The following is a 22,073-nucleotide window of genomic DNA, read 5'->3' as shown; positions in this document are numbered from 1 at the left end:
GATGATCGGGCGATGCGGACCGAATATGTCCGCATTCGGTGGCATCGTGGGCCCATGAAGGAAACATCGGCTCGGTTGTTGCGGCTGTTGTCTCTGCTGCAGACGCGTCGTGATTGGGCGGGCGCGGAATTGGCAGAGCGACTCGACGTCACTCCTCGCACGTTGCGGCGCGACGTGGACAAGCTGCGCGACATCGGTTATCCGGTCAATGCGACGCCGGGTGTCGGCGGTGGGTACCAGCTCGGTCCCGGCGCGGAGATGCCTCCGCTGCTGCTCGACGACGACGAGGCGCTGGCGGTGGCCTTCGGGTTGCAGTCCGCCGCCGGGGGCTCGGTCGCGGGTATCGGGGAGGCGTCGTTGCGGGCGTTGACGAAGTTGCGGCAGGTGATGCCCTCGCGCATCCAGCATCGGCTCGACGCGTTGCGCATCGACGTGGTGGAGAAGACACCCCGTTCGGCGGTGGATGCGTCGGTGCTGTCCACGGTGGCAGCGGTGTGCCACGGACACGAGCGGTTGCGGTTCGATTACCGCAAGCACGACGGTTCCGAGTCCAGGCGCGAGGTGGAGCCGTACAGCCTGGTGCGGGCGGGAGCGCGCTGGTACCTGCTGGGTTGGGATGTACTGCGGGAGGATTGGCGGTCGTATCGGGTTGATCGTCTGACTCCGAAGATTCCGACGGGTCCGCGGTTCACGCCCCGGGCGCTGCCGCCGGGCGGCGCGGCGTCGTTCGTCTCGAAGGGAATCGATCGTGCGTTCGCCAGAGTTCAGGCGCGGATCGCGTTGCACGCCCCGATCGAGACGATCGCGCCGATGATCGACGAGCAGTGGGGCACACTCGAATCCATCGACGACCGCACCTGCGCGGTGGTGTTGGCCGGGGATTCGCTGCCCTCGATCGCACGGTGGCTGGCGGCGTTCGACACCGATTTCACGGTGCTCGATCCACCGGAACTGCGCGAGGAATGCCGCATCGTGGCCGAGCGGCACGCGAGGCTGAACGAGCGATACCTCGCGGCGGTTCACCCTCCGGTAACCGGTCCGTGAGTCAATGGGCAGATGACGACACCACTCGGTTTCGACCCGAAATTCCTGGCCGACATCGACGTTCCGTTGCCCGATCGCGCCGACGTGGTGGTGCTTGCGTACACGCACTTCTCGGTGTCCATCGACCCTGCCCGACGCCTCGCCGCGGTCACCGGCGTGAACATCGACGGCGCGAGCCTGCAGGATGTCGGGCGGGGAGACAACTGGCGACTCGACGATCGGCTACCGGCTGCGCAGCAGGCCGGCAACGAGCTGTACAAGAACAACGACCTCGATCGCGGGCATCTGGTTCGCAGGCGAGATCCGGTGTGGGGTGAGCGTGCGGTGGCCGAGCGCGCCAACGAGGACACGTTCCATTACACCGTGTGCGCGCCACAGACGGCCACCCTGAATCAGTCGAAGACGCTGTGGCTGGGGCTGGAGGACTACGTGCTGGGAAACGCCGAGCAGTACGACCGAAAGCTCTCGGTGTTCAGCGGTTGCATCTTCGCCGACGACGATCCGATCTACCGCGGTGTCGCCATTCCGCGGCAGTTCTTCAAGATCGCGGCATGGTCGCAGGATTCGACTCCCGCATGCACCGGATACGTTCTCGACCAGTCGCCGTCCCTCGATCCGATCCTCGACAAGCCGTTACGACTCGAGACCGATCCCCCGCCCCTCGGCCCGTATCGGACGTACCAGGTTCCGGTGGCCGACATCGCGTCGATGACCGGCCTGGAGCTGGGTGTGTTGATCGAAGCCGATCGCTATGCACCGGTGGCTGCCGCTCGTGCGGAGGCGTCGAAGTGGACCGAGCTGACGCGACTGTCGGACATCCACCTGTAGAGGGGCCTCAGGCTTCGGTAGCGGCCAAGCGGACGAAGGCTGCGGCGTCGATGGTTTCGCCTCGCGCCGTCGGGTCGATTCCGGCCTCACGCAACCGGCGTTCGGCCGCCACCGGGGAGCCGGCCCAGCCGGCGAGGGCCGCTCGCAGGGTCTTTCGTCGCTGCGCGAATGCGGCATCGATCACCGCGAAGACGGCCTTGCGATGCGCGGTGTCGGTGGGCCACGGCGGCTCGGCGTACCGATCGATACGCACCAGGCCCGACTCGACCTTGGGCACCGGCCAGAACACCGAACGGCCCACCGCGCCGGCCCTTTTGACGTCACCGAAGAACCTGGCCTTGACGCTGGGGATGCCGTAGATCTTGCTGCCCGGTACCGCGGCGAGTCGATCGGCCACCTCGGCTTGGACCATCACCACCGCGACACGGAGGCTCGGCAATTCCGAGAACAGATGAATCAGCACGGGAACGGCGACGTTGTAGGGGAGGTTGGCCACCAGTGCAGTCGGCTCCCCCGCGATGTCCGCCGCTCGGACGCGAAGCGCGTCGGCCTCGATCACCGTCAGCCGATCGGCCAGGGTCGGGGCTCGGTCGGCCACCGTGGTGGGCAAACGGTTCGCGAGCTTGGGATCGATCTCGACGGCGATGACGGATTCGGCCACGTCGAGCAACGCCAGAGTCAGCGAACCGAGGCCGGGGCCGACCTCGAGGACCGTGTCCTGAGGGCCCACTCCCGCGGAGGCGACGATGCGTCGAACAGTGTTTGCGTCGTGCACGAAGTTCTGTCCGAGCTGCTTGGTGGGCCGCACGTCGAGCTCGGCTGCGAGGGAGCGGACCTCGGCGGGACCGAGCAGAGCCGCGGATCCCCTCACATGTTCGGACACGGCGGAAACTCTACGTGGGCAGGAGTGGAGCCTGCGGAATGACCCAGGAAGGCAGGAGTGGAGCCTGCGGAATGACCCAGGAAGGCAGGAGTGGAGCCTGCGGAATGACCCAAGGCAGTCAGCGATAACCCAGGCGCGAGGTGCAGGCGGGCCATGCGCCCCAGCCCTGCGATTTCTGCGTCACCGATGCGATTGCGATCTGCTCTTCGCGGGTGGCGAGGTCGGCGCGCGGTGCGTACTTGAGGCCGCCCTGACGTTCCCAGGTGTTCTGGTCGAACTGCACGCCACCGTAGAAGCCGTTACCCGTGTTGATCGCCCAGTTGCCGGTTGCCTCGCACTGTGCGAGCGCGTCCCAGATCGCACCGTTCTCCACCGGCGGCACCTCGGTGCCGGGCTTTGCTCCGACGCGGACGGTCTTCGGCTGCGCGGGTACCTGCACCTTCTCGTCGACCTTCTCGCGACCGACCTCGACGCCGTTGATCATGTTGATCTTCCAGGTGATGTCGGAGACGCCCGGGGCACCGGGGTTCTCGACGACGGTGCGGCTCATGTTCATCGTCGGATCTTCGATCCGCTGCTCCGGCGCATCGGTATCGGTGGTCTCGGTCTTGGTGACGGTGCGGTCACGCGTGACGACGATCTCGGCGCCGTCGGTCACGGTCGCGTCGGGATCGGGGCTGACGGTGTCGGCTTCTTCGAGCGGCGCGCCTGCTGCTTCGAGGAATTCGCGCACGGTCGGTGCGGCCAGGGTGATCGGGGTGGCGGGGGCTCCGCCGTCGACGAGCGAGACCTGCTTGGGCAGTGCGACGTCCAACTCGGTGCCGTCGAGCGGCAGTCGCTCCGAGCGCGAGGCGGAGACGTGCACGTCCTCGGCGAGGCCGGTCTGCTGCAGTGCTTCCTCGACGGTCAGTGCGGTGGTCCAGATCTCCTCGGGCTTGCCGTCGACGTTCAGTGTGATCTCGCGGGCGCGGCGAAGGACAACGGTGTCGCCGTCGCTCAGGCCGGAGTCGGGAGCGGGAACGACCAGATCCTTGTCCGACGGGGCATAACCGGCGTCGGCCAACGCACTGCTGACGTCGGTTTTCATCGTGCTCAGCGAGATCATGTCGCCGTCGACGTCGATGGTCACGGTCTTGTGACGGCTCACGGCCATCACACCACCGGCGACGAGCGTCATCAACAGGGCCGCGATGACCAGGTAGAGAGTGGTCGAGCGGGCGGAGTTGAGGCGTCTGATAGTCGACAAGTTTCGTATTCCTGGCGGTTGCGAGCGTGACTTCGGCGTCGAAACGCCCGAGTTCGGTCACGGTACGGTAACGAATTAGCACCCACGTCGCAACTTCGGCAGCTAGAGGCCGTACACCCGCTCCGCATTGGCTGTGGCGTGAGCAGCGAGCGCTGCCGGATCCTGACCGCGAACCTCGGCCAACGCCCGCGCGGTGTACGGCAGGCAGTACGGCTCGTTGGGTGCACCTCGATACGGATGCGGCGTCAGGAACGGCGCGTCGGTCTCCACCAGCACGAGCTCGTCCGGTACCAGAACCGCGGCCTCCCGCAACGCGTGCGCGTTCTTGAAACTGACGGTCCCCGAAAAGCTGAGAACGTAGCCGGCGTCGACGCAGGCCTTCGCGGTCTCGAGACCACCGGAAAAGCAGTGGAAGATCACCGTCTCGGGCGCACCTTCCGCCGTCAGAACGGCCAGCAGATCCTCGTCGGCCTCGCGATTGTGAATCATCAACGGCTTGCCCAGGCGCTTCGCGAGGTCGATGTGCCAGCGAAATCCCTCGTGTTGCTCGGCCACCGTGGCGCACCCGTCGAGCTTGCCCGGCCAGTAGTAGTCCAGTCCGGTCTCCCCGACCGCCACCACGCGAGGATCGGACGCCAACCGCTCGATCTCGGCCCTGGCGTCGTCGTCGAGCACGTTCGCGCGGGTGGGATGAATCGCCACCGCGGCCCATACCCGCGGATCCCAGGACGCCGCGTCGACGGCGAAGCGCGCGGCATCGAGGTCGTCGGCGATCGTGACCACCCGCGTGACACCGACGGACTCGGCCTTGTCCACGATCGCGGCCACACTCGCCGCGTCGGTCGCCCCACACGCATCGAGGTGGGTGTGCGCGTCGACGAGAGTGCCGACGGACTCGGGCAACGGTGGTGCGGGACGGTCTCTGCTCACGCTGGTTAGAGTAGGCGCACCATGACTGCGCCAGCTGATGCCCCACGGCCACCGTTCTACGTCACCACGGCGATTGCGTACCCCAACGGCGCTCCGCACATCGGACACGCCTACGAGTACATCGCCACCGACACCATCGCGCGCTTCAAACGCCTCGACGGCTACGACGTGCGATTCCTGACGGGTACCGACGAGCACGGCCTGAAGATGCAGCAGACCGCCCAGACCGAGGGCGTGGACGTGCGTGAGCTCGCCGCGCGCAACTCCGACGCATTCCAGACCGCTCAGGACCTGCTGAAGATCTCCTACGGACGCTTCATCCGCACCACCGACGCCGATCACCATGCCGCCAGCCAAGAACTGTGGAAGCGGATGGAAGCGAACGGCGACATCTATCTCGACTCCTACTCCGGCTGGTACTCGGTACGAGACGAGGCGTTCTACACCGAGGCCGAGACCACCCTCGCCGAGGACGGCTCGCGCGTCGCGACGGAGACGAACACTCCGGTCGAGTGGACCGAGGAGTCGTCGTACTTCTTCAAGCTGTCGCAGTACCAGGACAAACTGCTCGAGCTGTACGACGCGTCGCCGGACTTCATCGCGCCCGGCACCCGTCGCAACGAGATCGTGAACTTCGTCAAGGGCGGCCTGCGCGACCTGTCGATCTCCCGAACGACGTTCGACTGGGGCGTGCCGGTGCCCGGCGATCCGGCGCACGTGATGTACGTGTGGGTCGACGCGCTCACCAACTACCTCACCGGTGCCGGCTATCCCGACGTCGAGTCGGAGTCGTTCCGGAAATTCTGGCCTGCCGATCTGCACATCATCGGCAAGGACATCACCCGCTTCCACACCGTCTACTGGCCGGCGTTCCTGATGTCCGCGGGCATCGAACTGCCCAAGCGAGTGTTCGTGCACGGGTTCCTGAACGTCAAGGGCGAGAAGATGTCCAAGTCTCTCGGCAACGTTCTGGACCCTAAATCGTTGGTGGAGAACTACGGCCTCGACCCGGTGCGCTTCTTCTTCCTCCGCGAGGTCTCGTTCGGTCAGGACGGCAGCTACAGCCACGAGGCAATCGTCGCCCGCGTCAACGCCGACCTGTCCAACGAACTCGGCAACCTCGCGCAGCGTTCGCTGACGATGGTCGCCAAGAACCTCGACGGAGCTCTCCCGACACCGGGAGAATTCACCGCCGAGGACGACGCGATGCTGGCCCGCGCCGATGCACTCCTCGAGCTTTGCCGACGCGAATTCGATGTGCAGGCAATCCATTCCGCGCTCGAAGCGATCTGGTCGGTGCTCGGTGAGACCAACCGCTACTTCTCGCTGCAGCAGCCGTGGGTACTGCGCAAGACCGATCCCGATCGCATGGCCACCGTGCTGTACGTGACGATCGAGGTGCTGCGCATCGTGAGCATCCTGACGCAGCCCGTCATGCCCGATTCCGCGTCGCGCATCCTCGACCTGCTCGGCGCACAGAACCGCGAATTCACCGACATCGCAACACGTTCGGTGCCCGGCACTGCACTACCGACCCCGACGCCGGTGTTCCCCAAGTACGAGTAGAGCGCTCCACGCATGTGAGCGAAACTTCGTAGTGGGCTACGAAGTTTCGCTCACATGCGGCGAAGCCGCACTCACAAGGTCTTCTCGAGTTCCTCCAACGTGTTCTCCAGATGCGTCAGCATTCGCTGCAGGTGCGGCACACTGCGTCGGCATCCGATGAGTCCGAAGTTCAGCGAGTCGCCGTTGCTGGCGACGGTGATGTTGAGAGCCTGCCCGTCGGCCACGATGGACGCCGGGTAGATGCCGTCCAGTTTCGCGCCGTTCCAGTACAGATCCTCCTTGGATCCAGGAACGTTGGAGATGATGACGTTGAAGGGCGGCGGGGTGTAGTCGACGAATCCCGGCACCGGCCCGAACAGCAACGGAGCCATGGTGACTGCTCCCACGGCGAGCGCTTCGAGGGTGTTGAGCTCGCTCATCATCTGCTTGCCCTTGACGGTCGAATCCTTGATTCGTTCCAGCCGCACGAGCGGATCGGATTCGTCCGTGGCGAGGTTGCACAGGATGGTCGTCACCGAATTCCCGGCGTCCTTGCCGTCCCCCTCCTTGCGTAACGACACCGGAACCATCGCGATCAGCGGTTCCTCGGGTAGCGCGTTGCGATCGATGAGGTACGCGCGCAGAGCCCCGGCGCACATCGCGAGCACCATGTCGTTGAGCGTGGCGTCCAGAGCCGTTCCGACCGTGCGGATCCGCTCGATCGACCAGCTCTCGGCAGCGAAGCGGCGCGCGCCGCCGATGGGCACGTTGAACATGGTGCGCGGTGCCTGCAACGGCAGCTGAGCCCCTTCTTTCTTCAACGCGCGCAATCCGATTCGTGCTGAGGCCGGAGCGAAATCGACGAGGTCGCCCGCGATCTTGCGTCCCAGCGAGAGCCCACTGCCCAGCTGAGCAAGCCGTCCCGGCTGCTCCTCGACGCCCTGCTTCTTGCGCTTACCGAACAGTGACGGGTCCCAGGTGGCGACTCCGCTTCGGTCGTCGGGATCGGTCGAGAGCGTGCGCTGCATGAGTTTCAATGCACTGACGCCGTCGACCAGCGAGTGATGCACCTTGGTGTACAACGCGATTCGGCCGTCCGCCAGACCCTCGATGATGTGCAGCTCCCACATCGGTCGATACCGATCGAGCGGTGCGCTGTGGTTGAGCGAGAGGAATTGGAACAGCTCGCGAATCCGGCCGGGAGCAGGCAGCACCGTGCGGCGAACGTGGTACTCGAAATCCACGTCCTGATCGAAGGCCCAGGCCAGATTTCCCATGATCTGCACGGGACGCGCAGGGCGCTTACGGAAGAGCTCGTGTACCTCACCGGTGGTGAACTTGCGGTGTACCTCCTCGGCGAAGTCGTGCGGATCACCGGGCGGGACGAACAACTCCAGACCGCCCACGTGCATCGGGTGCTCCCGTGACTCGGCGATCAGAAACATCGATTCCGTGATGGGCATGAGTGCCATGAGCTGTCCCTTTTCCATTCGTTTCGGTCACGGTACGGCACCGAATGTGACTCAGAACACGACCTTACGTCCGGTCACGAAAAGCTACCCGCTATTGTCCGTTACCAGGGGTTCCAAGAAGAGCGGGGTTCCGACGCACGGCGCAGATGCGCCGTGCACCGACGACGGGGATGGAGGCGACGGCTATGAATCCGGCGCTCACCGTAGTGAAATCGACCGACCCAGCAGTCACCGCACGCAGGCATTACGTCCGCGGCGCAAGCCTGCAGTCGCAGATTCTGTCCAAGGGCCTACAGCTCACTGTCCGACCGTTCCTGACGATCTGGGCGCAGACACCGTCACTTCCGTGGCCCATGGGGTTGGTCGATTACGCCGGACTGCTCGTCCCCCAGATCAGCGGCACCACCCGCAGCCGCGTCATGCTCGCCGAGTGCGACGCCGAATGGATCAGAGCCGAGGGCACCGGGTCCGATCGCGTGGTGCTCTACCTGCACGGCGGTGCCTTCGTCTGCTGCGGGCTGCGCACCCATCGCCGAATGACCTCGCGAGTGTCGAAACACGTCGACGGAGCGGTGCTGTCGGTGAACTACCGCATGATGCCGCGCAATCCGATCAGCCATGCGGTCGAGGACGGTGTCGACGCGTACCGCTTCCTCCTCGATTCCGGATACCGGCCGGAGCAGATCATCCTGGGCGGCGACTCGGCAGGCGGATACCTCGCGTTCATGGTCACCCTGGCGCTGCGTACCGTCGACTTGCCCGCGCCCGGAGGAATCTTCACCATGTCCCCCTTGACCGACATGGACCCCACCCGCAAACTCGACCACGAGAACGCGTCGAAGTGTTCGGTCTTCCCGTCCAATGCGGTTCCCGCACTCACTGCACTGGCCGATCGTGTCGATGCGCGCATCGTGGTCGACGGCGACGTGGGTCCGCGGGTGTCACCGGTCGACGGAGATCTGACCGGCCTTCCGCCGGTGCTGATCCAGGTCGGTTCGACCGAAATGGTCTATGCCGACGCCGAACTCATGGCTCAGCGACTCGCCGTCGCCGGAGTGGACTGCGAGTTGCAGGTGTACGAGGACCAGGTCCACGTGTTCCAGGCAGCCGATTTCGTCCCCGAGGCCCGCCGCGCGCTCAGAGCCATCGGCGAGTTCGCGCGGAACGTCAGCCCCCGCAGAGAAAGCTGAGATACGTTCTCCCCATGGCAGTCACAGTGAACAAGTCCGTCGACATCGACGCGGATGCAGCGGCAGTACTCGAGGTTCTCGCCGACGTCGAGGGCATTCCCTCGTGGTCCCCGGTACACAAGAAGTGCGAGGTCGTCGATCGGTTCGACGACGGCAAGCCGCACCACGTGAAGATGCAGGTCTCGATCATCGGAGTCAACGACGAACAGCTCGTCGAGTACACGTGGTCGGACAACGAGGTGTCCTGGACTCTCGTGGAGAGCACCCAACAGAAGGCCCAGGACGGCCGGTACACCCTGACTCCGAAGGGCGACGCCACCCACGTCGAATTCGAGCTGACCGTCGACCCGAAGGTCCCGCTTCCCGGCTTCCTGGTGAAGAAGGGAACCAAGACGATCCTCGAGGCCGCCACGGAGGGCCTGCGTCAGCAGGTCGTCGGCTGACGCGCTACTGCTCCTTGCGCGCAGCGAGCACTGCCTCGTAGACCTCACGCTTGGAGACGCCGTCGACCGCCACCTGAGCACAGGCGTCCTTCAACCGCATGCCCGACGCCACCAGCGCTTCCACGTCGGCAACGAGATCCTCGGGCTCCTCGGCAACGGCGACGGCTCCTTCGAGCACGACGGTGATCTCGCCGCGCACGCCTGCCCTCGACCATTCGAGCAACTCGCCGAGGCCACCGCGTCGGACTTCCTCGTAGGTCTTGGTCAGCTCCCGGCACACCGCGGCGCGGCGGTCGGAACCGAGCACGTGGACGGCGTCCTCGAGGCATGCGACGAGGCGGTGCGGTGCCTCGAAGAAGACGATGGCGCGTGGTTCGGCGCGCACCGACTGGAAGTAGCTGCGACGCTGCCCCTGCTTGCGTGGCGCGAACCCGTCGAAGCAGAACCGTTCGACGGGCAGACCGGACAGTGCGAGTGCGGTCGTCACGGCGGACGGACCGGGCAGACAGGTCACCGGCAGATCGGCGTCGACGCACGCCGCGACGAGGCGGTAGCCGGGATCGCTGACCGACGGCATCCCGGCGTCGGTGACCAACAGCACCGTCTTGCCCTCTGCCACGGCCTCGACCAGCGCCGGCAGGCGAGCCGTCTCGACCTGATCGTAGAAACTGACGACCCTGCCCGAGATCACCACGCCGAGCGCGGAGGCGAGTTGCTTGGTGCGCCGGGTGTCCTCGGCGGCGACGATATCGGCACTGCCGAGTGCGTCGCGCAGGCGCTGCGAGGCGTCACCGACGTCGCCCATCGGGGTGGCGGCAAGGATGAGCATGACTCCAGTGTCCCGTACGCGGTGCATCGGTTTGTCGGGCACTACCGATCAACGCCTACGATCGGTACGTGACCTTGCTGACCTCTGAGCGCTCCGGCGACCGGTCGATGGTCAGTCCCGGGCCGACCGTTGCCGCGCGCGACTGGTTCCACGACACCGATGTCCGCCGCGGTTGGATCGTCACCGTCGTCATCACCGTCATCTGCGCCATCACGCGCTTCACGATGTTGCGGTACCCCACCGATGCAGGAACCCCGGTCTTCGACGAGAAGCACTACGCGCCTCAGGGGTATCAGGTTTTCACCGGCGGCGGGCTCGAGGACAATCCGGCGTACGGGCTGGTGGTGCATCCACCGGTCGGCAAGCAGCTGATCGCCGTCGGAGAGGCGTTGTTCGGCTACAACGGGTGGGGTTGGCGTTTCTCCTCGGCCGTGGCCGGAACCCTGTTGGTACTGCTGGTCATCCGGATCGTGCGCCGGCTCGCTCGCTCGACACTCGTCGGTGCGATCGCGGGAATTCTGCTGACCGTCGACGGCGTGACGTTCGTCAGCAGCCGGATCGGCATGCTGGACATCTTTCTCGCACTGTTCGTCACCGCGGCACTGGGCTGCTTGGTAGTCGACCGCGACGACATGCGGCGGCGACTGTCGAGAGTACGCGCCGACGGCCGAATGGACGCCAGTGTTCTGGGGCCGCGAATGGGGGTGCGCTGGTGGAGATTCGGGGCGGGCGTGATGCTGGGTCTCGCCTGCGGCACCAAGTGGTCGGGTCTGTACTTCATCGCGTTCTTCGGATTGCTGAGCGTGGCATTCGATGTGGCGGCGCGGCGCTCGTACGGCGTCGGACGCCCGTGGCGGGGAACGGCGTTGCGCGACATCGGCCCTGCGCTGTACGCGCTGGTGGTCGTCCCGATCGCGGTGTATCTGATGACCTACTGGGCGTGGTTCACCTCCGAGACCGGCGTGGACCGGCACGAGGTCGGCAACGGAATCGGTGCAGGCGGGCCGTTCTCGTTCCTTCCGGAAGCACTGCGTTCGCTCTGGTACTACAGCGGCAACGTGCTGGAATTCCATGAGGGCCTGACCAATTCGGCAGGCAACCGGCACCCGTGGGAATCGAAGCCGTGGACCTGGCCGATGGGCCTTCGGCCGATGCTGTACTACTTCGCCGACGGCGAGAGCGTATCCGGGTGCTCGGCGTCCTCGTGCGTGAAGGCGATCATGCTGATCGGCACTCCCGCGATGTGGTGGTTGGCACTGCCGATGCTGGCCTGGGTGATCTGGTCGGTGTTCGTCCGACGCGATTGGCGTTACGCCACCGTGCTCGTCGGCTATTGCGCAGCCTTGTTGCCTTGGTTCACCACGCTCGACCGGCAGATGTACTACTTCTACGCGGTGGCACTGGCACCGTTCATGGTGATGGGCTTCGCGTTGGTGTTGGGCGACATCATCGGCAAGGCCACCGCATCGGCCGAACGGCGAGGTACCGGACTCCTGCTGGTGTCCCTGTACCTCGCCGTGGTGATAGCGAACTTCGTCTGGCTCTGGCCGATTCTCACCGCAATGCCGATCACGCCACAGATGTGGCAGGAACAGTTGTGGTTACCGAGTTGGCGGTAGGGCGGTCGTGCCAGGACGAAGCAGAGCCTGCGGAACGACTCACGCAAGCAGTGCCGTCTTGCCCTTGGTGACGCCGTCGATGCTGATGCGTCCGGCACCGAACGCGGCGAGCAGGAGCGAACCGACGCCGAGCGCGACGACCAGTTCGTAACCGTTGTCCGCAGCGAAGACGCCGTTCTCGAAGTGGACGAAGACGGCAGCACCGAGCATGTCCAGGAGCAGCAGCAGCCCAGCGATCGGGGTGAAGATCCCGAGCACGAGCGCTCCGCCACCGATGAGTTCGACGAACGTCGCGAAGTACGCGGACGCGGTGGGCAGCGGAATGTTCATCGCCTCGAAGCTCGCGGCGGCACCGTCGAGGCCGTAGGTGTTGAGCTTCTGCCACCCGTGGGCGATGAAGACGACTCCCAGTCCGATTCGAGCAACGAGGGCGACGGCGTCGCGGACGACGGTGGAATTCATGACACATCCTTCTGACAGGGCGGTACGGGCAGCACCACCCTGACAGAAGTAGGTTGAAGCGTCAACTCAGTTGCCGCTGGCACCCTTGAGCGCGGATTCGAGAAACGAACGGGCCTGGTCGTCGTCCAGGCCGATGGATCGCACGGTCCTGACGAACTCCGTCGCCGCCCGGGCCGCGATGTCACGCGACGGGTCACCGCCCGACGCGACGAACGACCCGGACCGACCTCGCGTCTCGATAATGCCCTGCTGCTCGAGCTCGCGGTAGGTCTTCGCGACCGTGTTCGGCGCGATCTTCAGCTCCTCGGCCAAGCCGCGAACCGTCGGGATCTTGGTCCCGGCAATGAGATCGCCCGATCGCACCAGCCCGAGAATCTGCATCCGCAGTTGCTCGAACACGGGGGTCGTGTTCGACGAATCGATATGCACGCGCACAGTAGGTGCCTTATCCGAGAGCGTCGACTGCGTCGACGATCGACGTCGAACCGGACGTGAGCATCAAAGTCTTGCGTACAGCCGCGCCGGTGTCGAGCAACTGCGCGATCACTGCGGCCACGTCGGCCCGGGTGACCTCACCCGAGTCCATCGGCGGTTCGGTCAGTGCCACCGAGTTCGTCGGGTCCTCGTCGGTCAACTTGCCCGGACGCAGAATCGTCCAGTCCAGTCCATGCCGGGCCGAAACATCTTCTTCTGCAGCAGTTTTGGCCTTGATGTAGGCCTTCCAACCATCGTCGAGATCCTCGGCGACCGGCTCGCCCGCACCGAACGAGCTGATCAGCACGTAGCGGCGGACACCGGCCTTCTCGGCGGCATCGGCCAGCAGCACCGCGCCCGCGCGGTCCACCGTGTCCTTGCGCTCGGGACCGCTGTTGGGGCCCGCACCCGCCGCGAACACGACGGCGTCGGCACCGGCCAACACCGCGGCCACATCGTCGACCGAAGCCGATTCGAGATCGATCACCTGCGGCAACGCGCCGAGCGCAGTGACGGCATCGACGTGGTCGCTGTTGCGAATCAGCGACACCGCGCGGTCTCCGTGGGCGGTGAGCACCTGAGTCAGATGTTGGGCGATCTGGCCGTGGCCACCTGCAATGACAATGCGCTTGTCGGTCATATCGACTACTCCGTTCCTGACGTGAATCTGTCGGGTTGGCTACCCGCGTGGCAGGATTGCAAACATGACCGTCCCTGGGGAGAGGAGCCTGCGGAACGACCCATCGGGCTCGGCGACCATCTACCACAATCCGCGGTGCAACACCTCTCGCACAGCGCTGAAACTGATCGAGGAAGCCGGTGTGGTTCCACGTGTGATCCGGTACCTCGAGTCGCCTCCTACCGAGGACGAACTCCGCACACTTCTCGCCGATGCCGGTCTCGAACCCCGGCAGGCCATCCGGACTCGCGAGAGCATCTACAAGGAACTGGGTCTCGCGGGCGCGGACGCCGACACGTTGATCGCCGCGATGACCGAGCATCCGATTCTCATCGAACGCCCGATCGTGGTGACCGACAAGGGCACTGTGCTCGCCCGACCGGCCGACAAGGTGAACACCGTCCTGTAGAGCGCTACAACCTCTCGCGGGACACCGGGCACGACATACACCGCGGACCGCCGCGTCCCGAGCCGAGTTCCGATCCGGAAATCCGCAACACCTCGATGCCCGACGCCTCGAGTCGTGCGTTCGTTTCGACGTTGCGCTCGTACGCGACGACGACTCCCGGCGCGATGGCCAGCGTGTTGTTACCGTCGTCCCATTGTTCGCGCTCGGCGGTGACGTGGTCGAGTCCGGTATCGATCAACCGCAGCTTGCCGATTCCCATCGCAGCGGCGGCCGCCTCGAGAAACGGGTCGGCACCGCGAATACTGACTCCCGTGTCCTCGCGGCGAATGGTGAAGGCGGACAACGTGTCCTGAATGGCCGGATACATCACCACCGCATCGGTATCGACCATGGTGCACACCGTGTCCAGATGCATCGACGCGCGCTCCTGCGCGATCGGCACCACCAACACACTGTGCGCCAGACCGTCCTCGAACAGGCTGCGCGCCAGCGCTTCTGCACCGGCGGGCGTGGTGCGCTCACCCACTCCGACAGCCACCACACCGGGAGCGAGCAGCAACACGTCACCACCCTCGACCGGTGCGGTCCGCGACTCGTACGCGCGCCGCACACCCCGAAACATCGGATGGAACGCGTAGATCAGATCGGTCAGCGATGTCTCCCGCACCCGGGCAGGCAGAGCCAACGAGGTGATCGCCACTCGATCGTCTATCCAGAACGACGAGTCGCGAGTGAACAACAGGTTCGGCAGCGGATCGATGACGAAGTCCCCACCGTGATGCATCCGCCGAACCAGCGATGCCCCACTGAGCTGCGGCTCCCCCGTCTCCGCCTCGAGCAGTTCGTCGAATGTCATGCCCGCCATCAGGATCTGCGCCAATTCGGCCGCGGGGACACCCCGCAGGTGTTGGGCGAGGTCCTCGGCGAGCGACCGGCCGAGCCGTCGGGCATCGACAGCGGCGGAGATACCTTGCATTCGCGCTGCGCCGCTGACCGTCATGGCCTCGGTGAGAAGCTCGCCGAGGAGGAGCACCGTCACCCCGCGACCACGCAACAGATCGGCGAACGCGTCGTGCTCGTCCTGTGCGCGATCGACCCACGGCAGACCGTCGAACAGCAGCTGGTCGTTGTTTCGCGGCGTGAGGCGTCGAAGCTCGTCGCCCGGCCGGTGCAGCATGACGGTGCGCAGCACCCCCACCTCCGAGTCGGCACCCAACGGGCCTGCAGCCGCATCGACACTCATGAACGAACGGTAAACCCATTCGCCGGTCGCCGCCGGCATCAGGACCTGAAGTATTGTCGAGGTCGTGCCGATGCCCGAGTGGAACGTCCGCGAATTGACCCCCGGCCAGCTGTCCGAGCGCAGTGGAGTTGCGGTCTCGGCGTTGCACTTCTACGAGAAGCAGGGGCTGATCAGCAGTCGCCGCACCTCGGGTAACCAACGCAGATTCCATCGCGAAACTCTGCGACGGGTCGCCTTCATCCGGATCTCGCAGAAGGTGGGGATCCCGCTGGCGACCATACGTCAGGCATTGAGCGAACTACCGGACGAGCGGACGCCGACGCGTGAGGACTGGGCCAGGCTCTCGACGCGGTGGCATCGCGAACTCGATTCTCGGATAGAACAATTGATCCGACTTCGGGACAACTTGACCGGGTGCATCGGGTGCGGTTGTCTTTCGTTGGCCGGCTGTGCGCTGGCCAATCCGCACGACGAGCTGTCCTATTCGGGGCCGGGTGCTCGCACGCTGGATGTCGATTTCGACGAACCCTCGACTCGACGCGGCTCGAGCAGTTTGGAGAACTGATCGTTCGCCTTCTGCAGCACGAACTCGTAGGGCGGGGCGAACTTTCGCGCGACCCAGTACCCGAAGCGAATGTCGTTGGAGGAGTAGACGAGGTATTTGCGTTTGGCGATTCCGGCGAGAATGGCATCGGCGACGACCGACGGTTCCACGGCGCGCTTTTCGAATCGGTGTTGCAACTTCTGTACGCGCGGGTCGTCACGATCGATGCCGGCGATCTGAAGCGTCTGCACCAGTCCGGTCTTCACGCCACCGGGCACCACGAGACTGACACCGATTCCGTGGCGCTTGAGGTCGTACTTGAGTACCTCGGACACTCCGCGCAGCCCGTACTTGCTGGCGCTGTAGGCAGCGTGCCACGGCAGTGGGATCAGACCGGCAGCAGACGAGACATTGACCAGATGACCACCGCGACCGGCCTCGATCATCGGCGGCAGAAACTTCTCGATGACGTGGATCGGACCCATCAGGTTGACGTCGACCATCGACTTCCAGTGCCGATGCTCGAGGTTCTCGACGGTTCCCCAGGCGGAAATTCCCGCGACGTTCATCACGACGTCGAGACTGCCGAACTCGGCATGGATGTCGTCCGCGAAGGCGGTGACCGCCTCGAAGTCGGACACATCGAACGGCAACGAGTGGCTGACGGTGCCGCCCGCTCGACCCACCATGTCCACCGTCTCCGCCAAACCGGTGGCGTTGATGTCGGTGAGGAAGAGCTCGGCTCCCACCTCGGCGGCAGCGACGGCCGTTGCCCGACCGATTCCGCTGCCCGCTCCGGTGATCAACGTCTTCTTGCCGCGCAGATCGTATGTAGCCATCGAAACCTGTATCCCCCACCGGTCGACACGTGTCAGTTCGATTTCGACCCTACGCGGTGACGACCGAGAGGGGCGTCACAATCTTTGCGACATCTCGTCTCGGTAGTCCGCGATGGTGCGCTCTATGCGAGCAGCGTCATCGGCGGCACCCCGCTTGCGGGCATCGTCCGCGCGTTGCTGCAGGGTGCCGATCGCTTTCCGGAGCTCGTTGTCCGACATCTTTCGATCGTGCGTGATGTGTTCCATGTCACACAGTGTGCCCGGCGGCCCGAAGCGCGGCAAGCACATCGGGATCACGAACACGATCAGACGGTGACGGACCCCGACGTGATGTTCTCGCGTACGAAACTGGACAGACTTCGCGCCGCGAACTCACGGAAGTAGGCGAGCTTGTCGACCGGCACCAGCGAGGGAAGGACCGTGTTCCAAACCTTCTCCATGCGCGACGGCGCGTCTTCGAGACGGGATTGCGCCTCGGACACCATCAGAACACCGGCCAGCATCTCGCAGATCAACAGCGCCGCGTTGCCCGCATCCAGATGGTCGGCGACATCACCGTGCTCGATGGCTCGCTCGAAGAGATGCTCGAAGATGTTTCCCCAGGTACCGAACACGCTGCCGCGGGCGGTGTCGGATCCGTCGATCTCCATCTGCAACCGGTACATGACGCGCACCAGAGGGTCCGAGGCGGCCAGCTCGAGTACCGAGTACGAGATTCCGATGACCGACTCGAGAGCCGGACTGCGGCTGTCGACCATGCCCGCGCACGCCGTGGACACGCGCTCATGACCCTCGTCGACGATCGCGCGGGCCAGTTCCTCCTTCGATGCGAAGTGGAAATACAGCGCGCCCTTGGTCACGCCCGACTGCGCCGACACCTGACTCAGCGTGGCATTCGCGTGCCCCACCTCGAGAAAGAGGTCTGCTGCAGCGCGCAGTGCGGCCGCTCGTGTGGCTTCTGCTCTGAGTTGTCTCACCATGTTGGAACACCCCTGCTCTGTCGACCTTGCCATGACATCGACGCTCTGTGCGCGCTGCCTGCCCGTCGGCCGATCGAGGTGAACGTGGAATTCACTTCGCCATATCGAGCTGCCAGCGCTGGACAATAGTAACCGGTCCGGTGGCGACTTTGTGATTCGAAAGTGACAATTACATGAAAAACGGCTCGTTTACAAAACGATTGAAATGAAAAGTTCCACCTCTCCGGCATTTGTAACGACTTCGACTTCCTCTTTGTAGGCGCGAAATATCGATCCGGACAAAACGCACTCGTCGACCTGAGCCCATACGTCCTCGATCGGATCCGCCAGTGCGCCACTGGGCGTGAATACTGCGAACACACCGGTCGGTATCGAAACGAACACATCGCCCACAGCCACATCACTCGGCGAGTCCACCGAGACCGCGACCACCGCATTGACCGTGCCGTGCGGATCCGGAACGTACACCGTGCTCACCTGGGTTGCGTCGATGTGCTTCTCGCGCACACGATCTCGCAGGAATCGCATCCACTCGCTACCGCTCGATTCCGCGCCGGGCTCCACCCGCGGTGCCACCAACCCACTGAACAGCTCCGCGCTGCGTGCCGTGACACGGAAGGTCATCACGAACCGCCGGGCGCAGTGATCGCCAGATAGAGATCGATCTTGTACGCGTGCGGATAGCACTCGTAGTCGCCGGTGAACGATCGCACGATCTCGCCCTGCTCTTCGGCATGATCGATCTGAGTCCACAATCGAGTGAGAACCTCGGGGAAATACCCCACCGCAGAAAAACGCGCGTATTTGGCCGCGGGCACTTTCGCAACCAGATGTCCACGCTCGACCTGACCGAGTGAAGAACACAGATAACCGACTACCTGCGTATTGTACGAACCGATACCGGGGGCGTAGTCCGTATAAATGGAAGCGAGCGGACCGGAGGTCTCCTGATTGAGAACAGCGGACCATGCTTGATCGAGCGCCGGGTCGTTGAGGCGACCGAGCGCCCGTTTGGGGCTGCGAACTGGAAGACCAGCGACCCACGTTTCGTCAAGGTCGACGATCTCGAACGACATTCACACTCCGTAGAGAAGTTGCAGGGGCAGATCCTGTGTTCGGAACCGGCCCGATCACAATATCGCCCGTCAATCTACCGGCGCGACTGGTAGGTGGATCGTCGAACGATCAACCGAACTTCGCACCCGTCTCGATCGCCGCAACAGCTGCCGACAGTTTCTGCCTCGAAGCTCAGGACCCCCTGCATCGCATCGGTCACTGCGGCCCACCCGTGCGTGCTCGATCCCCCGGTTCTGCGGGCCGCGCCGGCTCCGGTCGATCGCCGACACGAATCCGGCACGGACCGTCCGTACTCGAAGGACCTGCTTCGGCGACCCTGCCCGCATTCCTCACGCAAGAAGGAGGACGAACACAGCGCCGAAGTATCTACTTTCCGTGCGCTGCGGCAACGTAACTCTCGCCGTGAATATCCGACAGATCACGCACAGGCGTGTTGCTCGCTCCGGAATGCGAGACCGGGAGAATCCGAGATTCGCACGACGACAGAATTCGCGTCAGGGGCCAGTGCACCGTGTGCAGAACCAGGTCCGAAATCAGTAATCTGCGCAACCAGCCACTGGCCAGACCGTGATGGGCCCACGTGCGATACGAACTCCGGACGTAATGCCGATACTCGAGCGGCGGCGTCAGTAACCGACGGCCGGACACCTCGACGCGCATCGGCTCGATCTGCGCGATCCGCAGACCGACCTTGTTCAGACACAGCGACAGATCGATGTCCTCGTGCAGGTCGGTTCGCAGGCTCGTACTGTCGCGAACGGCTTCCCACGCGGATCTGCGGATAGCGAAGTTGTTGCCCGATGCGGCAGAAACCCACTGCTCAGCAGGCCTGTTCCGCACGGAACGGTTGACGAATGCCCGGTACGGGCGCGCCCACGGAGAGTCGTAGAGGTAGATCGGGCCGGTGACTGCGACATAGTCGAGTCGGCGATCGAAGAAATCCAGTACCGCGTCGACCCAGCCGGCCTGGACACGGGTATCGGCGTCGATGCGGCCGATGACCGATCCGTGGGCGTGATCGAAACCGGTGTTGCGTGCGTGCACGACGCCGCGCTCGGACTCCCGCAGCAGCACCACCTGCGGAAATCGCCGCGCGTATTCCGCGACGATGGCCGCGGTGTCGTCGGTCGAATTGTTGTCGACGACAATGATTTCGTGAATGCGTTCGCGTTGAACGAGCAATGCATCCAGGCATTCGCGCATGTGAGCCGACTCGTCGAACGCAGGCACAACAATGGAAAGAGTATTCACAACGCCAACCCCTGACATATTTTTGGCAATCGTGTAGCTCGATACCCATTGGCGCTGAACGCATTTGAATTCGAGCCGCTGACGTTGACGATGCTACATCATTACTTCAAGAAAAGAACCCGTCGAATTATTCGGACTTTATGAATCAGAATTCGGAATTCGGAGGAATTACCAATCTGTGCATTGCTTCCCGATCACGAAAATCGGCCTTCTCCCCGATCCACTGCTGCGCTGCGGGAAGGTCGTTCAACTCTCGGCGACGGCGCGCCGGAGACCCGACGTACACCCCGTCCGGTTCGCAATCTGCCGTCACCAGCGAGTTCGCCCCGATGATGCAGCCGGCCCCGACGTGCACGCCCGGCATCACGACCACGCCCGATCCGATCCACGCTCCCGGTCCGATCACCACCGACTCTCCCCGCAATGCACCTGCGCGATGATGCGACGGCCCGGTCTCGTGAGTACTGGTGAGAATGCGAACGTGATCCGCGATGAAGACGTGATCACCGATCACGATGTCGGCAACGGTGTCGAAGTAGCAGCCGAAGTTCACGAACACGCCGGTGCCCAATCGAACCGACGCCAGTCCTTGAATCATGGAACCGCCGTACATCAGGCACGGACCGGTTGTCCGCAGACCCGCAGGACGCAGGGCGGATGCGCGCAGCACAGCAGGCAGGAAGGGCGCATTCGCCAGCGAGACGACAGTCGCCTGACGCATCTGAGCGAGGGCCCAGCGGACGTCCGATGGGTTGCGCATCCAGTCGCGGATACGCGAACCGGCCGTCACGCGGCGGCTCGCATCCGTTCGTCGGACTCGGCACGATCGTCGACCGGCAATGCCCGGCACGGTACTGCGGCGAACAGTCGCGAGATCGGCCACCGCAGTGTGTGCATCAGCCAATCCATCGCCACGATGCGTCCGAGCTTGCGCGACGCCAGACCGTGCTCCTGGTAGGAGCGGTAGCCCGCCAACGCATAGTGGACGTATTTCACCGGCGATGTCGTTGCGCGCCTACCGGACACTGCGGCCTTCATCGACCCGTTCTGGGCAACAGGCAAGCGCTCGGCAGCCAGGCACAGGCACAGATCGATGTCTTCGTGGACACAGGTTCGCTCACTGACCGCATCGCGAACCGTGCGCCAGGCTGATGCGCGAATCGCGAAGTTGTTGCCCGATACCGCCAGGGCGGCGCGCACCGCCGGCTCACGTCGTTCGGCGCGCGAATGCATCCACGCCAGGGGCCGAGCCCAGGGTGATTCGTAGAGGAACGTCCGTCCACCGGTGGCGGCGACGGAGGCATGCTCGTCGAAGAAGTCGACGATCGAGCGCGCCCACCCGGGCCGAACACGGGTATCGGCGTCGATTCGACCGATGATCGACGAGTCCACCAGGTCGAATCCGGTGTTGCGAGCGTGGACCACGCCGCGGTTGGGCTCGTGGACCAACATGACCTTGTTCGTGACCGCGCGGATGTCGTTCACCAACCGAAGTGTGCCGTCGGTCGACCCGTTGTCCACCACGACGATGCGATCGATGTCGTCGCCCTGATCGAGCAGCAGCGTCAGACATTCACCCAGATGATCGACCTCGTCGAGCACCGGAATTACCACACTGAGAGTGTTCATCGCGATCCCCTGACAAATTCGGACATTGAATACAGCTCAGCTACGAATTCGAACCTACGACATGTTCCAGGAATTTCCTAAAGCCGCCCGAATTGCATATCCGCAGTTCAGCGGCTCGAAAGATTCTTTCGGTCGGGTCGATTCGCTACAAACAATCGAATCGACGGTTTTATGCGGGCAATTGTGCAACTGCAGTTTGCGAAACACGCCTTCTGAAGTCGAATCCCGAACCGATCACCCAATTCGTTCGATATGAATCCATCTCGAATTCACTTCGCGGTAACACGTGCCTCCGCAGTTGCCGGGACCACGAAAAAACCGCCACTCGCGTGAGTGACGGTTCTTCGTGTCGGTGGAGCTGAGGGGAATCGAACCCCTGACCTTCTCGATGCGAACGAGACGCGCTACCAACTGCGCCACAGCCCCTTTGCCGTCATGTCGACCGGCTGGGTAACTC

General features: G+C 64.2%; 25 protein-coding genes and 1 tRNA gene. 8 read left to right on the top strand and 18 right to left on the bottom strand.

Features of this window, described 5'->3' with window-relative positions; genetic code table 11:
• Window positions 1-54 precede the first annotated feature (54 nt).
• Window positions 55-1,044 (top strand): YafY family protein, encoded by a 990-nt coding sequence (locus CH249_RS15985; RefSeq protein ID WP_032395717.1) that lies wholly within the window; start codon window positions 55-57, stop codon window positions 1,042-1,044.
• 12 nt (window positions 1,045-1,056) lie between these two features.
• A complete protein-coding gene (locus tag CH249_RS15980; RefSeq protein ID WP_045196410.1) occupies window positions 1,057-1,872 on the top strand; it encodes a DNA/RNA non-specific endonuclease in 816 nt (271 codons plus the stop codon).
• Between the two features lie 7 nt (window positions 1,873-1,879).
• On the opposite strand, the gene rsmA is transcribed toward CH249_RS15980, so the two are convergent.
• The 3 genes from rsmA to CH249_RS15965 all read right to left on the bottom strand — a co-directional run bounded on the left by rsmA (window position 1,880) and on the right by CH249_RS15965 (window position 4,931).
• The gene (gene rsmA, locus CH249_RS15975; protein ID WP_094631242.1) at window positions 1,880-2,755 is read right to left on the bottom strand and encodes a 16S rRNA (adenine(1518)-N(6)/adenine(1519)-N(6))-dimethyltransferase RsmA; all 876 of its coding nucleotides are present in this window, start codon (window positions 2,753-2,755) and stop codon (window positions 1,880-1,882) included.
• A 118-nt stretch (window positions 2,756-2,873) separates the two neighbouring features.
• On the bottom strand, window positions 2,874-4,001 hold the full coding sequence (locus CH249_RS15970) for a resuscitation-promoting factor (protein ID WP_094683253.1): 1,128 nt from the start codon (window positions 3,999-4,001) through the stop codon (window positions 2,874-2,876).
• A gap of 102 nt (window positions 4,002-4,103) precedes the next feature.
• Entirely contained in the window at window positions 4,104-4,931 is an 828-nt protein-coding gene (locus CH249_RS15965) for a TatD family hydrolase (protein WP_094683252.1), read from the bottom strand.
• Between the two features lie 21 nt (window positions 4,932-4,952).
• On the opposite strand from CH249_RS15965, the gene metG reads away from it, so the two are divergent.
• A complete protein-coding gene (metG, locus tag CH249_RS15960) occupies window positions 4,953-6,497 on the top strand; it encodes a methionine--tRNA ligase (RefSeq protein WP_094631240.1) in 1,545 nt (514 codons plus the stop codon).
• Between the two features lie 71 nt (window positions 6,498-6,568).
• Here the strand turns inward: metG and CH249_RS15955 are convergent, their stop codons facing one another.
• Window positions 6,569-7,948: a wax ester/triacylglycerol synthase family O-acyltransferase gene (locus CH249_RS15955; protein WP_094683337.1), complete on the bottom strand. Its 1,380-nt coding sequence runs from the start codon at window positions 7,946-7,948 to the stop codon at window positions 6,569-6,571.
• 170 nt (window positions 7,949-8,118) lie between these two features.
• On the opposite strand from CH249_RS15955, the gene CH249_RS15950 reads away from it, so the two are divergent.
• A complete protein-coding gene (locus CH249_RS15950) occupies window positions 8,119-9,138 on the top strand; it encodes an alpha/beta hydrolase (RefSeq protein WP_032395724.1) in 1,020 nt (339 codons plus the stop codon).
• Between the two features lie 14 nt (window positions 9,139-9,152).
• On the top strand, window positions 9,153-9,581 hold the full coding sequence (locus CH249_RS15945) for an SRPBCC family protein (protein WP_032395725.1): 429 nt from the start codon (window positions 9,153-9,155) through the stop codon (window positions 9,579-9,581).
• A gap of 4 nt (window positions 9,582-9,585) precedes the next feature.
• On the opposite strand, the gene rsmI is transcribed toward CH249_RS15945, so the two are convergent.
• Window positions 9,586-10,410 (bottom strand): 16S rRNA (cytidine(1402)-2'-O)-methyltransferase, encoded by an 825-nt coding sequence (gene rsmI, locus CH249_RS15940; protein WP_256988345.1) that lies wholly within the window; start codon window positions 10,408-10,410, stop codon window positions 9,586-9,588.
• A 107-nt stretch (window positions 10,411-10,517) separates the two neighbouring features.
• On the opposite strand from rsmI, the gene CH249_RS15935 reads away from it, so the two are divergent.
• Complete coding sequence (locus CH249_RS15935; RefSeq protein WP_094683335.1) at window positions 10,518-12,029, top strand: dolichyl-phosphate-mannose--protein mannosyltransferase; 1,512 nt, start codon at window positions 10,518-10,520, stop codon at window positions 12,027-12,029.
• 39 nt (window positions 12,030-12,068) lie between these two features.
• Here CH249_RS15935 and CH249_RS15930 read toward each other — a convergent pair whose 3' ends face one another.
• The 3 genes from CH249_RS15930 to CH249_RS15920 form a co-directional block, all read right to left on the bottom strand.
• Window positions 12,069-12,491, bottom strand: coding sequence for a DoxX family protein (locus CH249_RS15930; protein WP_094683251.1), 423 nt, complete (start codon window positions 12,489-12,491; stop codon window positions 12,069-12,071).
• A 66-nt stretch (window positions 12,492-12,557) separates the two neighbouring features.
• Window positions 12,558-12,926 carry a GntR family transcriptional regulator gene (locus CH249_RS15925; protein ID WP_045196418.1) on the bottom strand — a complete coding sequence of 123 codons (369 nt, stop codon included), beginning with the start codon at window positions 12,924-12,926 and terminating at the stop codon, window positions 12,558-12,560.
• Between the two features lie 10 nt (window positions 12,927-12,936).
• Complete coding sequence (locus CH249_RS15920; RefSeq protein ID WP_094683250.1) at window positions 12,937-13,605, bottom strand: SDR family oxidoreductase; 669 nt, start codon at window positions 13,603-13,605, stop codon at window positions 12,937-12,939.
• Between the two features lie 64 nt (window positions 13,606-13,669).
• On the opposite strand from CH249_RS15920, the gene arsC reads away from it, so the two are divergent.
• Complete coding sequence (arsC, locus tag CH249_RS15915) at window positions 13,670-14,053, top strand: arsenate reductase (glutaredoxin) (RefSeq protein ID WP_052049600.1); 384 nt, start codon at window positions 13,670-13,672, stop codon at window positions 14,051-14,053.
• Between the two features lie 4 nt (window positions 14,054-14,057).
• On the opposite strand, the gene CH249_RS15910 is transcribed toward arsC, so the two are convergent.
• Window positions 14,058-15,296, bottom strand: coding sequence for an arginine deiminase (locus CH249_RS15910; RefSeq protein WP_094631237.1), 1,239 nt, complete (start codon window positions 15,294-15,296; stop codon window positions 14,058-14,060).
• 64 nt (window positions 15,297-15,360) lie between these two features.
• Between CH249_RS15910 and soxR the strand changes: the two genes are divergently transcribed.
• Window positions 15,361-15,861, top strand: a complete 501-nt coding sequence (soxR, locus tag CH249_RS15905) for a redox-sensitive transcriptional activator SoxR (RefSeq protein ID WP_082073774.1) — start codon at window positions 15,361-15,363, stop codon at window positions 15,859-15,861.
• Here soxR and CH249_RS15900 read toward each other — a convergent pair.
• The 9 genes from CH249_RS15900 to CH249_RS15855 all read right to left on the bottom strand — a co-directional run bounded on the left by CH249_RS15900 (window position 15,777) and on the right by CH249_RS15855 (window position 22,042).
• Window positions 15,777-16,679: an SDR family oxidoreductase gene (locus tag CH249_RS15900; RefSeq protein WP_045196424.1), complete on the bottom strand. Its 903-nt coding sequence runs from the start codon at window positions 16,677-16,679 to the stop codon at window positions 15,777-15,779. The genes soxR and CH249_RS15900 overlap by 85 nt on opposite strands.
• 75 nt (window positions 16,680-16,754) lie before the next feature.
• Window positions 16,755-16,925, bottom strand: coding sequence for a hypothetical protein (locus tag CH249_RS27985; RefSeq protein ID WP_155290802.1), 171 nt, complete (start codon window positions 16,923-16,925; stop codon window positions 16,755-16,757).
• Between the two features lie 59 nt (window positions 16,926-16,984).
• On the bottom strand, window positions 16,985-17,659 hold the full coding sequence (locus CH249_RS15890) for a ScbR family autoregulator-binding transcription factor (protein WP_045196426.1): 675 nt from the start codon (window positions 17,657-17,659) through the stop codon (window positions 16,985-16,987).
• A 189-nt stretch (window positions 17,660-17,848) separates the two neighbouring features.
• Window positions 17,849-18,187: an effector binding domain-containing protein gene (locus CH249_RS15885; protein WP_254924311.1), complete on the bottom strand. Its 339-nt coding sequence runs from the start codon at window positions 18,185-18,187 to the stop codon at window positions 17,849-17,851.
• 95 nt (window positions 18,188-18,282) lie between these two features.
• Window positions 18,283-18,735: a GyrI-like domain-containing protein gene (locus CH249_RS15880; RefSeq protein WP_032395733.1), complete on the bottom strand. Its 453-nt coding sequence runs from the start codon at window positions 18,733-18,735 to the stop codon at window positions 18,283-18,285.
• A 367-nt stretch (window positions 18,736-19,102) separates the two neighbouring features.
• Window positions 19,103-19,987 (bottom strand): glycosyltransferase family 2 protein, encoded by an 885-nt coding sequence (locus CH249_RS15870; protein WP_179273273.1) that lies wholly within the window; start codon window positions 19,985-19,987, stop codon window positions 19,103-19,105.
• Between the two features lie 145 nt (window positions 19,988-20,132).
• Window positions 20,133-20,777, bottom strand: coding sequence for an acyltransferase (locus CH249_RS15865; RefSeq protein WP_256988344.1), 645 nt, complete (start codon window positions 20,775-20,777; stop codon window positions 20,133-20,135).
• Window positions 20,774-21,616, bottom strand: coding sequence for a glycosyltransferase family 2 protein (locus CH249_RS15860; protein ID WP_052683774.1), 843 nt, complete (start codon window positions 21,614-21,616; stop codon window positions 20,774-20,776). The genes CH249_RS15865 and CH249_RS15860 overlap by 4 nt, the downstream gene beginning before the upstream one ends.
• Before the next feature lie 353 nt (window positions 21,617-21,969).
• Window positions 21,970-22,042, bottom strand: a tRNA-Ala gene (locus CH249_RS15855).
• Window positions 22,043-22,073: the final 31 nt, after the last annotated feature.

This window comes from Rhodococcus sp. 05-2255-3B1 (assembly GCF_002258545.1).
Taxonomy (GTDB): domain Bacteria; phylum Actinomycetota; class Actinomycetes; order Mycobacteriales; family Mycobacteriaceae; genus Rhodococcoides.
This window is presented reverse-complemented; position numbering and strand designations above follow the sequence as displayed.

Bases quoted from the DNA above. Each gene is read 5' to 3' on its own strand.
- CH249_RS15985 (WP_032395717.1), top strand. From the start codon at position 55: ATGAAGGAAACATCGGCTCGGTTGTTGCGGCTGTTGTCTCTGCTGCAG.
- CH249_RS15980 (WP_045196410.1), top strand. From the start codon at position 1,057: ATGACGACACCACTCGGTTTCGACCCGAAATTCCTGGCCGACATCGAC.
- metG (WP_094631240.1), top strand. From the start codon at position 4,953: ATGACTGCGCCAGCTGATGCCCCACGGCCACCGTTCTACGTCACCACG.
- CH249_RS15955 (WP_094683337.1), bottom strand. From the start codon at position 7,948: ATGGCACTCATGCCCATCACGGAATCGATGTTTCTGATCGCCGAGTCA.
- CH249_RS15950 (WP_032395724.1), top strand. From the start codon at position 8,119: ATGGAGGCGACGGCTATGAATCCGGCGCTCACCGTAGTGAAATCGACC.
- CH249_RS15945 (WP_032395725.1), top strand. From the start codon at position 9,153: ATGGCAGTCACAGTGAACAAGTCCGTCGACATCGACGCGGATGCAGCG.
- rsmI (WP_256988345.1), bottom strand. From the start codon at position 10,410: ATGCTCATCCTTGCCGCCACCCCGATGGGCGACGTCGGTGACGCCTCG.
- CH249_RS15935 (WP_094683335.1), top strand. From the start codon at position 10,518: ATGGTCAGTCCCGGGCCGACCGTTGCCGCGCGCGACTGGTTCCACGAC.
- CH249_RS15930 (WP_094683251.1), bottom strand. From the start codon at position 12,491: ATGAATTCCACCGTCGTCCGCGACGCCGTCGCCCTCGTTGCTCGAATC.
- CH249_RS15920 (WP_094683250.1), bottom strand. From the start codon at position 13,605: ATGACCGACAAGCGCATTGTCATTGCAGGTGGCCACGGCCAGATCGCC.
- arsC (WP_052049600.1), top strand. From the start codon at position 13,670: ATGACCGTCCCTGGGGAGAGGAGCCTGCGGAACGACCCATCGGGCTCG.
- CH249_RS15910 (WP_094631237.1), bottom strand. From the start codon at position 15,296: ATGAGTGTCGATGCGGCTGCAGGCCCGTTGGGTGCCGACTCGGAGGTG.
- CH249_RS15900 (WP_045196424.1), bottom strand. From the start codon at position 16,679: ATGGCTACATACGATCTGCGCGGCAAGAAGACGTTGATCACCGGAGCG.
- CH249_RS27985 (WP_155290802.1), bottom strand. From the start codon at position 16,925: ATGGAACACATCACGCACGATCGAAAGATGTCGGACAACGAGCTCCGG.
- CH249_RS15890 (WP_045196426.1), bottom strand. From the start codon at position 17,659: ATGGTGAGACAACTCAGAGCAGAAGCCACACGAGCGGCCGCACTGCGC.
- CH249_RS15885 (WP_254924311.1), bottom strand. From the start codon at position 18,187: ATGCGATTCCTGCGAGATCGTGTGCGCGAGAAGCACATCGACGCAACC.
- CH249_RS15880 (WP_032395733.1), bottom strand. From the start codon at position 18,735: ATGTCGTTCGAGATCGTCGACCTTGACGAAACGTGGGTCGCTGGTCTT.
- CH249_RS15860 (WP_052683774.1), bottom strand. From the start codon at position 21,616: ATGAACACTCTCAGTGTGGTAATTCCGGTGCTCGACGAGGTCGATCAT.